Here is an 8,035-nt window from a genome sequence, read left to right on the forward strand (position 1 = left end):
TGTCTTGCCCATTAAACGAGAAGATCGGATATATCCGAGAGCAATAAAAGCAAAGGCAAAGAAATACCCCAATAAAAAGAAAGCCAGTCAGCTTAACTGACTGGCATTAACCTCTGTGCTCTTTTTTGTCTTCATCTCTATACATTAACCGCTTTCATAGGTCGCGTTGGGGTACTGCCATCATTGCGGTAAGGAATGATATAGGCGTTACCCTCTTCAGGATAAATAATCTGGTAGTACTGCGGCAAGTTAAAGTTTATACACTTCGACGCCACTCGACTATCGTCCTTCACTGAAGTATAGAAGCTGTTCACTGATGCAATCATCTCATCTTTTGAGCCGCTAAACTGGTGATAAACTTCAACTTGGTTCGACTCATCCAGAACATAAATGTTGAAGCCATCATCAGTATCTTCAAAGAAAAACTGCACCAAAGCCTCACTGGCAAATCCATCCACGACTTCTGGTAATTGATACTCTTGCTCACGATCCAGCATCAACAACGGAGAACCTTTCAGTTTGTTAGTTGAAATACTACGGTAAAAGTCGACGGAATTCTCTAACTTTTGAACCGATACACCACGACGCTCAAAGAATAAGCCGTATGTTTGATTGCCAAGGCGCATCGCTTTAAAACGACGGCGCTTCTCTTGCTCAACCGGCTTCAAACGTAAGTCAATGCACTCAGCCAGCAACTGGTAAACCATATTGCGCATCACACCGCGCATGTTTTTCGCATAGCAGAATACGTCCACCGACTCTGGAGGAATCGCATCTTGATGCATCTTGCCTAAAATGGTTTTAAGCGCATCCAACATCGCGGTACCGCCCTTGAAGTGCAATGTACGCACTTCGTGCCATGAGTTTCGGTAAACCAAATCGACACTGCCGACAAGGTTAATTTGCTCAGGACCAAAGCTGAAAATATCAGTATTCTTCACATCCACCTTAAGTGAGCGACCAGACAGCTCTGCGGTTGGATCATTTTCAAAGTTGATAAACATCGCCAGCTGGCTAATTTCACATGGGCTAGCCAATGCTTGCATCGTCGGACGACGTTTACGCAGCGAGAAAGTATTACGTAAGTCACTCACCATTTGGTAGAACTTATCGATATCGATCTGAGCTTCACGTACAACCGCATGTAGGCGGGTCGATTCGGTAATCAAACCATTGAAGAATGCCCATGAAACTAACTTACTGAGGTACTCGTGATGCTCAAGACTCGGCTGACCAAGGATGAAATGCGCAATTAGTGGTTGCTTGTACAAATACCAACCCGACTTATTCATCCCGCCTTCTTTCACTTCAATGAAACTTAAGTCTGGTTCGTGCAAGTCTGGTGAAATTTGTGGGTTCAGCAGAGTCACTTTGCCCGGCAACACTTCAAATGCAGCATACAACTTGCGAGCCAGAATGCTAATATCCTGCGGACTAATTGCGGAAGTAATGTTATTGCGGCGTGCAAACTGAATCAGATTGCGATAACTCTGCATCAGGGCATCGAGCAGCGCATGGTGCACTACCTTCACCTGTTCAACCTTCCAGTTACGGCGATCATCCAACTCAGCAATCACCGCTTCATCCCAGTTCCACTTGGTGATCATGTCGCTTAATGCCTCACGACGCCAAGCTACCGAGCCCACATCAGGTTCTCGGGAAAGCTTCTCATGAGTTTTAAGGTAAAAACAGCGACGAGCTAAGTCCAGACGAGAGTCATCTTGAACTCGCTCTAAATAACGCGTTACCTTCTCAAGCATCAAGTAATACGCGTCCATGCCGTACAAATCTGGCTCATGAGCAAAGAAACGACGCTTGGTATCAATACTTAGAAGTTGCGTATTCGGGTATTCCCACGAGTAAGCTTCAAGCAAAATGGCCTTCAGCACCGATTTGTAGGGTGAATCGATACTTTTGTACAGCTGCCATAAATTCGAGCCAAAATATTCTTCGGCTGGAATACGATTCAGCTGACCAAAGTTGATCCACTCATCACAGTTGATATAGCCATCATTACAAAGCTGTGCAACGTACTCGTCGTAACACTCTTCCATTTCAGGCGGCACAATTTGCCACAACAAACGCTGTCCCGCGAGGCGTACGGCTGAACGATAGAACTCATCTAGCAATAGTAAGTGCTGAGAAGATCCACAGTTATCACCGGTCATCTCTTCAGATTGATTACTACGAAAACGCTCTTCATCCATCAGGAAGAAGTTTGCTTCGACACCTTGGCTTTGCGCCCAATCGGTGATCAACAAGCACTTGTTGGTTAGCTGTTCCCGTTCACCGCTGTCCATCTCTGGCGAAACACATACCCAAATATCCAAATCACTTGATGTGCTTTGGCCAATTGATGAAGTACTGCCCATGGTATACAGCCCAAGAATCGCTGGGGTATCTGCGGTTTCCAACGCTTGGCCGATGGTCAGTTGAGTATCATCAAGGAATTGCTGTTGGAGTTCATTGAGCTCAAACCCATACACACCATAAGGTACGTCAACATCATAGTAACCAGGAATAACAGGATGGTTATAGTTCAACAAGGCAGGAATCAAGTGGAATACTTGCTGGCTTTGCGAATCCATAAGCGCCAGCGCACGTTCAATACGCTGCTGGTTCAAGTTATCTAATCGCTGAATAAGTTTTTGGGTGTAAGCCTGCAAGGGAAATTCCTTGGTTGAACAATCACGAAAATTTGCTGATGTTTTAAGCCAAAATGACCTAAAAGCGTGATCAATTTAACACTTTTGTCAGGATTGGTAAAGATTCCCTCTCGCAAATAGTTGTGGTCCGAAAACCCTACTCTGCTCGCAAAATTGATAGCGCAGTAGTGTCGCTTGTATTCCCCCTCAACGAATACTAGTCCTTAGCCTAAATGAGAATCCAATCACACAATTTCCATAACGTCATGTCATTCCAACCACGACGCCATGAGATATCTAACTAACATTAAGACTTTCACGCCGAGAATGGTAGGATAAACAAATACCAAAACAGCATTGAGAAGACCATGACACAATCTACGCCAATTCGCATTGCCACTCGAAAAAGCCCGCTTGCTCTATGGCAAGCTTACTACGTAAAAGATGCCCTTCAGGCCGCTCATCCAGGCCTTGAAGTTGAGCTAGTGACCATGGTGACCAAAGGCGACATCATTTTGGATACCCCACTAGCCAAAGTGGGCGGAAAAGGTCTCTTCGTAAAAGAACTGGAAGTCGCAATGTTAGAAGGCCGTGCTGACCTTGCCGTGCACTCAATGAAAGATGTGCCTGTTGATTTCCCGGAAGGACTTGGCTTAGTGACGATTTGCGAACGCGAAGACCCACGTGATGCTTTCGTGTCGAACACTTACAGCAATATTGATGAATTACCTCAAGGTGCGGTTGTCGGTACTTGTAGTCTACGCCGTCAATGTCAGTTGAAAGAATACCGCCCCGATCTTGTGATCAAAGAGCTGCGCGGCAACGTCGGTACGCGTCTAGGCAAACTGGATGCAGGCGAGTACGACGCAATTATTCTTGCAGCAGCGGGGCTAAAACGTCTGGAACTTGAAGAGCGCATCCGTAGCTTTATCGAGCCAGAACAGTCACTGCCAGCTGTAGGCCAAGGCGCGGTAGGCATTGAGTGCCGCGTTGATGATGAGCGCTTACTCAAACTGCTTGAGCCATTAAACCATCAAGACACCGCTGACCGTGTACGATGTGAACGCGCAATGAACCTAACGCTAGAAGGTGGCTGTCAGGTGCCAATCGGCAGTTACTCACTGCTAGACGGTGATCACATTTGGTTACGCGCCCTTGTAGGTGAACCCGATGGCAGCTTAATTGTTCGTGGTGAAGTACGTGGCCACCGAAAAGATGCAGAAACATTGGGGGTTCAGCTTGCCAACGAACTGTTAGACAATGGCGCACGTGACATTCTAACTAAACTGTACGCAGACCACGAATAGCCATGGCTGTATTGGTCACTCGGCCGGGAGAGCAAGGCAGCGCGCTTTGCTCTCTGCTCGAAAGGCACGGCATCTTGGCTCTTCATCACCCATTGATCGACATTATCGCCGATCTCAACGAACCATACCTCTCCAAGCACATCAAACAGGCCAAAATCATCATCGCAGTTAGCCAACATGCGGTGCAATGTGCAGAGCAAATCTTAGTAAACAGCAATAATTCATGGCCAAAGCAGGCTATATACCTTGCCGTTGGTCAAAAAACCGCACACTATTTAAGCAAATATACCCAACAGAAAGTACACTATCCACAAGTCAGCGATAGTGAGCACTTGTTGCAACTGCCAGCATTACACGATGTAGAGAAACAAACAGTATTGATTCTTCGTGGAAACGGTGGAAGAGAGCTGATAAAAGACGCATTGGTACAGCGCGGGGCAAAAGTTCACTATAGTGAGACCTATAAGAGAGAATTTATCCCATTCGATCCAGTAAGCTGTGTCTCGCTATGGAAAAAACAACAAATTGACCAGATCATCGTCACCAGTGGTGAACAACTGGATTACTTATGCAGTCAATTGACCTCAGAACAATTGGCTTGGCTTAATCAACAAGAGTTGTATATCCCCAGTCAGCGAATCGCTGATATCGCAATTCAAAGGGGCTTCACTCGGGTCAGGTGCACAGGAAGCGCATCCAACCAAAAATTACTGGCTGCTCTCCAGCCCTAGCTACACAGGATATAGGCATGACAAGTAAAAATAACGACCAAAAGAATAACGATAAAAACCTTTCCGCAGAAATCACATCGGCACCGCCAGCTGAAAAAGATACACCTAAACAGAAATCTGAACCGAAAAAGGCAGAATCGACGCCTGCTCAACCAAGCAAACCAACAGAGCCAAACAAAGCTGAATTTGAAGATAAGCAAGGCAAACGCGGCGTAAAACTGGGGACCGTTGCTATCATCTTATCGCTAATTTTTGGTGGTGGTCTCACCTACAAAATGCTTGAGCAGCAATCCGAATACCAAACTCAGATCGCTCAACTGCAAAGCCAACTAAAACAGGCTCAAACAACAATGAAACAAGAGCTAAGCCAGGTTAAGCAAGAGACCATCGAGAAAGCGACCACGGTTACCCACAAAGTAGAAGTGGTTCTAGGTCAACAACAAAAGAGCATTGAAAGCCTACAACTGGCAATAGCAGATGTGGAAGGTCGTCGTCCAAACGACTGGCTGCTAGCTGAAGCGGACTACCTAGTAAAACTGGCAGGTCGTAAGTTATTCTTAGAACACGACGTAGAAAGCGCAACCCAACTGATGGAAAGCGCAGACCAACGTATCGCAGCACTAAACGATCCAAGCTTAGTCGGTCTACGTAAAGCAATGGCAAACGACATAACAAAACTTCGTACAGTGCCACTAATTGACCGTGATGGTTTGGTCCTTCGCTTAACCGCACTTCAGCAGCAAGTAGATAAACTGCCTCTCGCCAACGCATTGCTTCCGGAAGCGGCAGCAATAGAGAAGAAGCAAGTATCAGATGACATTGCCAACTGGCAAAATAACCTGATGACGTCACTAAAAGACTTCTCAGATAACTTCATTACCTTCCGTACTCGCGATGGTAATGTGATTCCATTACTTTCTCCACAACAGCACTTCTACCTAAAAGAGAACATCAAGGCGAAGCTTGAGACGGCAATCAAAGCGGTTTACCAAGAGCAAGGTGAGATCTACATAACATCATTAGAAACAGCCGAAGAATGGACAAAAGCGTTCTTCAATCAAGATGATAAGTCGGTAAAAGAGTTCATCAATACACTTAATCAACTGAGCAAAATAGACATTCAAGTTGAATACCCTGCGAAACTAGAGAGCCAAAATCAGCTCTCTGATGTGATTCGTGAGCGTCTTCGTCGCGATGTAACTACCATGACAGGTAAGGAGGATAAGTAATGGTTCGTCTTATTTTCCTATTTGTTATTCTCGGTGTTGGCCTATTTGTCGGCACCCAGTTTTCTGGTCAACAAGGCTATGTACTAATTTCAATCGCGAACAAAACCATTGAAATGAGCGTGACTACACTGGTTATTTTCGTGATTGCTACGCTTGCTGCACTATTCTTCCTCGAATACTTGGTGAAAAAGCTTGTCTACGCCAGCTCTAACACGTGGAACTACTTCAGTGTACGTAAAATGCGTCGCTCTCGCCGCTACACCAATGAAGGTATTATCAAACTACTTGAAGGTGATTGGAAAGGCGCTGAGAAGAAAGTGACACGCTGGGCAAACCACCACGATATGCCTCTACTGTGCTATCTAGTTGCTTCAGAAGCAGCGCAAGGTCAAGGTGATAAAGTGAAGCGCGATCAGTACCTAGCACTCGCAAGCCAGCAAGAGAACGCACATTTGGCAGTAGAGTTGACTCGTGCAAAACAGTTCATTCGTGATAACGAGTTCGAATCTGCTTTCGATACGTTGCAAGCACTAAAAGATCAGTATGCAAATAACTTCATTGTACTTAACCTGCTAAAAAGTACTTACATACAACTAAAGCTATGGCAACCGCTGATCGATCTGATGCCTCAGCTAACCAAAGCCAAGTTGGTCACTGAAGAAGAACAAGCAGAACTGATTCAGAAAGCACAATGTGGCTTACTACACGAAGTGGCTCAGCAACAAGGCAGCGAAGGTCTTATTTCGCACTGGAACGGCCTGGCACGCAAAGTAAAACAAGATGTTCATCTTATCGCTTGTTTTACTCGTGAGCTTATTTCTCGTAAAGCCGACACTGAAGCTTTCACCGTTATCAAAGAAGCACTGAAGAAACATCCAACACCAGAACTGTATCAACTACTACCAGCGTTGAACTTACCAGATACTCACCCAGTCATGGTCTTCCTTGAAGGTGTACTAAAAAAAGAGTCGGACAATGCAGCGGCACACAGTGCACTGGCCCACCTCTTTTTCCGCCAAGAGAAGTGGCCAGAGGCACAACAGCACTTCGAAGTCGCGCTAAAGCTTCGCTCAAACGTTTCTGACTACGCTTTCCTAGCAGATACACTAGAGAAGCAGAACCTAACCAAAGCAGCACATGAAGTCTCTCGTAAAGCTCTAGCGCTAGTTCAAAGCAACTAAACGACTAAAAGGTTTAAAGCCGACAGAAAACTGTCGGCTTTTTTGTATCCTGCAATTCCCCAACATCCCTCCAACTTGTAGCTCTGCTAAGCATAGGTAATAGCGGTTACTCCTCTATTACCTACACATCACGAAGTAAGCTGTCTCAATAGAAGTAGCTTTCCAGTAATCGAGAGCAGCACAAAGCGCTTTAATCGCATTGTTCAAGGCGGTATTCCAACACCTATCTTGTTGAGAAGAACTCTGCCTGTGGAAGAGAGCTAGCTTGGCGCCAGGTAGAAAGAATAGTATGAGTACATCAGTATTCAGATATCTAATCAACTCAACCGAGCATCCTACCTCACTAAGCAGTGATAAGCTCTAAGAAGCGATGGTGTCTATTTAAATACAGTTGAAAGCAAGCAGCACAGTAATGAGAACTTCCGCAGACAAGAACAGTTGGAATGAACTTATATGAAAATTGAGATGATTGGATTCGAAGGCTTTCAATAACGGTCTAATCTGGAAGCTTCTGTCGCATAGGCGATTAGGGACTTGGACGCAAAACCACAGCCAGTTTATAAGCGTCAGAAACGACGAAAGCCCGTTGATTTCTCAACGGGCTTTCTATGTAGTGGCGGAGAGATAGGGATTTGAACCCTAGGTACGCTATTAACGTACGCCGGTTTTCAAGACCGGTGCTTTCAACCACTCAGCCATCTCTCCGCAAATTGTTACTAAAACTTAGTCTGACACTAACGATGCTAATTTTTAGTTTGCTTTTAGAATCCTCTAAAAGCGACATTAAAGCCTGGCGATGTCCTACTCTCACATGGGGAAGCCCCACACTACCATCGGCGCTATTTCGTTTCACTTCTGAGTTCGGCATGGAAATCAGGTGGGTCCAAAATGCTATGGTCGCCAAGCAAATTCTGTTTCGGTTTCACTTTCATTAAAAAGTGA

At 45.4% G+C, this 8,035-nt stretch carries 5 protein-coding genes, 1 tRNA gene and 1 rRNA gene; 4 read left to right on the top strand and 3 right to left on the bottom strand.

The genetic code is table 11. The features are described from left to right. Nucleotides 1–137: 137 nt before the first annotated feature. Nucleotides 138–2,666, bottom strand: coding sequence for a class I adenylate cyclase (locus AK965_RS19895; RefSeq protein ID WP_099081218.1), 2,529 nt, complete (start codon nt 2,664–2,666; stop codon nt 138–140). Between the two features lie 347 nt (nt 2,667–3,013). Here AK965_RS19895 and hemC point away from each other — a divergent pair, with 347 nt between their 5' ends. Genes hemC through AK965_RS19915 form a run of 4 tightly spaced genes read left to right on the top strand, consistent with a single transcriptional unit; the run spans nt 3,014 to nt 7,093 of the window. Next, nucleotides 3,014–3,952 carry a hydroxymethylbilane synthase gene (gene hemC / locus AK965_RS19900; protein ID WP_099081219.1) on the top strand — a complete coding sequence of 313 codons (939 nt, stop codon included), beginning with the start codon at nt 3,014–3,016 and terminating at the stop codon, nt 3,950–3,952. 2 nt (nt 3,953–3,954) lie between these two features. Then, nucleotides 3,955–4,683 (top strand): uroporphyrinogen-III synthase, encoded by a 729-nt coding sequence (locus AK965_RS19905; RefSeq protein ID WP_099081220.1) that lies wholly within the window; start codon nt 3,955–3,957, stop codon nt 4,681–4,683. Nucleotides 4,684–4,700: 17 nt separating this feature from the next. Further along, nucleotides 4,701–5,912: a uroporphyrinogen-III C-methyltransferase gene (locus AK965_RS19910; RefSeq protein WP_099081221.1), complete on the top strand. Its 1,212-nt coding sequence runs from the start codon at nt 4,701–4,703 to the stop codon at nt 5,910–5,912. Continuing rightward, nucleotides 5,912–7,093 carry a heme biosynthesis protein HemY gene (locus AK965_RS19915; protein WP_099081222.1) on the top strand — a complete coding sequence of 394 codons (1,182 nt, stop codon included), beginning with the start codon at nt 5,912–5,914 and terminating at the stop codon, nt 7,091–7,093. The genes AK965_RS19910 and AK965_RS19915 overlap by 1 nt, the downstream gene beginning before the upstream one ends. A 614-nt stretch (nt 7,094–7,707) precedes the next feature. Here AK965_RS19915 and AK965_RS19920 read toward each other — a convergent pair. Together AK965_RS19920 and rrf are read right to left on the bottom strand one after the other, a co-directional pair. Beyond that, nucleotides 7,708–7,798: transfer RNA gene (locus tag AK965_RS19920), tRNA-Ser, on the bottom strand. Between the two features lie 83 nt (nt 7,799–7,881). Next, nucleotides 7,882–7,998, bottom strand: a 5S ribosomal RNA gene (gene rrf, locus AK965_RS19925). Nucleotides 7,999–8,035 lie beyond the last annotated feature (37 nt).

Origin of the sequence: Vibrio sp. PID17_43, from assembly GCF_002608565.1 — a bacterium.
Lineage (GTDB): Bacteria > Pseudomonadota > Gammaproteobacteria > Enterobacterales > Vibrionaceae > Vibrio.

What these genes read in the sequence shown, in the direction of transcription:
- AK965_RS19910 (WP_099081221.1), top strand. Translation starts at nt 4,701, where the DNA reads ATGACAAGTAAAAATAACGACCAAAAGAATAACGATAAAAACCTTTCC.
- AK965_RS19905 (WP_099081220.1), top strand. Translation starts at nt 3,955, where the DNA reads ATGGCTGTATTGGTCACTCGGCCGGGAGAGCAAGGCAGCGCGCTTTGC.
- hemC (WP_099081219.1), top strand. Translation starts at nt 3,014, where the DNA reads ATGACACAATCTACGCCAATTCGCATTGCCACTCGAAAAAGCCCGCTT.
- AK965_RS19915 (WP_099081222.1), top strand. Translation starts at nt 5,912, where the DNA reads ATGGTTCGTCTTATTTTCCTATTTGTTATTCTCGGTGTTGGCCTATTT.